This window comes from Microcystis sp. LEGE 08355 (assembly GCF_015207185.1).
Lineage (GTDB): Bacteria > Cyanobacteriota > Cyanobacteriia > Cyanobacteriales > Microcystaceae > Microcystis > Microcystis panniformis.
Window position 1 is genome coordinate 1 of sequence record NZ_JADEXI010000674.1, and the last position, 2327, is coordinate 2327.

A 2327-nucleotide genomic window follows, 5' to 3' on the forward strand; every position below is an offset into this window, starting at 1 on the left:
CTATCACCCTATCACCCTATCACCCTATCACCCTATCACCCTATCACCCTATCACCCTATCACCCTATCACCCTATCACCTCCTGCCTCCTGCCTTCTGATAACTGATAACTGATAACTGATAAATGAATGCTTCTCCCGCTTATGTTTGCTGTCAAGTGTTGTCATCTACTCACCTCGAACAAATTCGTTCTTGGTGGGGACAGTTGGCAATACAGGTGACAGCGCCGAGGATTAGTCTCAGTGAAAGAGAGCTTCCCCCACAGACAGGAGAAATCTATCAACTCTTGCTTTCCACTGACCTACAAGCTTTATTGTTAGCCAGTCCCCAAGCACATAACTTTGAGTACGAAGTCCGCATTAGTTTTGAAGCGAACACGATTAAAAATTTTCTGCAAGGACTTTCCGTCAAGTCTCTCCACAACCCAAAAATTCAGCAGGGTTATCAAATTTTAAATCTGCCTCTATCCAATAATGTCAGCAGTTTTCAAAATAAAATTTTAGTCAAAATTCTCTCGATAATTTCTTCTCCGTCTGCTGATAGAGATTGTTCCCGCATCTTCTCCGTTTGTCAACCGGTAGAAGCTGCCCTATCCCAACAAATCCAACAGGAAAGATTATTAAACCAAGTCATCACCCAAATGCGTCAGAGTCTGGAGTTACCGGTGATTCTGGAAACCGTAGTCAGGGAAGCGCGAGAGTTTCTGCAAGTGGACCGATTGTTAATTTATCAATTTTTTCCCAGTACCAGTGAGGTAAAGGGAAAAATAACTTCCGAGTCGCGCATTTCTGACCAGATAAATTCGGTGTTAAATTTAACCCCCGAAGACGATTGTTTTTCCTATATTCCCCAATACAAAGAAAAGTACCGTCAAGGATTAATTCTGTCCGTAGATGATGTGGATGCTAACTATTCTTCTTCCTTCTGTTTGTCGGAATTTTTGCGACAACACCAAGTGCAATCAAAATTAATCGCCCCGATTGTGGTACAAGAAGAATTGTGGGGTTTATTAATTGCCCATCAATGTCAAGAAAAACGCCAATGGTTGCCGCAAGAAAAGAAATTTTTAGGTCAGATTGGTGAACATCTCGCCATCGCTATCTATCAAGCGCAATTATATTCTCAAGTACAGGAACAAAAAGATATTTTTGAACGCCGGGTAATAGAAAGAACCCAAGAATTACAAGATACTTTAATGGCCGCAGAAGCCGCTAACCTCTGCAAAAGTGAATTTTTAAATAATATGAGTCATGAGTTATTGACTCCCCTAACTTGTATTATCGGTTTGTCCAGTACCCTGCAAAAATGCTCGGCAGCCAGTAATTTTTTACCTCCCGACAAACAAAAACACTATCTACAAGTTATTCAGGATAACGGCAATAAACTATTAGAATTAATTAATGACCTGCTTAATTTTTCGCAAGTTTCGGCAGGAAAAGCTGTTTTAGATATTAAACAATTTTCGCTAAAATATCTCTGTAATCATGTTTTAGAAATTATCAAAACAGAGGCAGAAATTAAAGAAATTAATCTAATTTTACAGATGAAAATTACCGAAAAAGAGCATTATTTTTATGCCGATTATGATCGAGTTCAGCAGATACTTTTGTACTTGTTAAAAAATGCCCTGAAATTTACCCCCGAACAGGGTGCTATCACGCTGAGACTGTGGAAAGAAGGCAGTCAGGTCATTTTTCAGGTAGAAGACACGGGCATCGGCATTCCTGCTCAAAAAATACCGCTTCTGTTTGAAAAATTTACCCAGTTGGATGGCTCTCGTAAACGTCGTTATGGTGGTATGGGATTAGGATTGGCCTTAACTAAACAATTAGTGGAACTGCATCGCGGCACGATCGAGGTAGAATCTTGCTTAGATAAAGGTTCCATTTTTACCGTCCGTTTACCTCAACAAAAGCCCCCCAAATCCCAGCGCCAACCCTCGGATCATAATCCCCATTTTAATCAGCACCATCCCACTGTAGTTTTGATTGAAAGTGACGAAGAAATTGCCAATCTTATTTGTGAGTTATTGATGGTGGCACATTATCAAGTTATTTGGTTAATCGATAGTGTCTCCGCTATCAAAAAAATTGAGATCGTGCAGCCAAGTATTATAATTGTCGATCGGAAAATGCCCGATATATATCATCTCTGTCACCTTTTAAAAAAATCTAGCCAAACTCAAGCCAGTAAAGTGCTAATCTTGAATGATACCCCTGAAATCAGCGTTAATTTTCTCGGTCTTCATGGCATTGACGACTATCTCCTCAAACCGATTCAACCCTCCCTATTGTTGGAAAAAATCCGCTATCTAACCGCTTTATAAG

The 2327-nt window shown here is 40.0% G+C and carries 1 protein-coding gene; it reads left to right on the forward strand.

Annotation, left to right across the window (positions count from 1 at the left end; all coding sequences use genetic code 11):
* The first annotated feature begins 124 nt into the window (after nucleotides 1-124).
* Entirely contained in the window at nucleotides 125-2326 is a 2202-nt protein-coding gene (locus tag IQ242_RS22755) for an ATP-binding protein (protein ID WP_193961511.1), read from the forward strand.
* Nucleotide 2327: the final 1 nt, after the last annotated feature.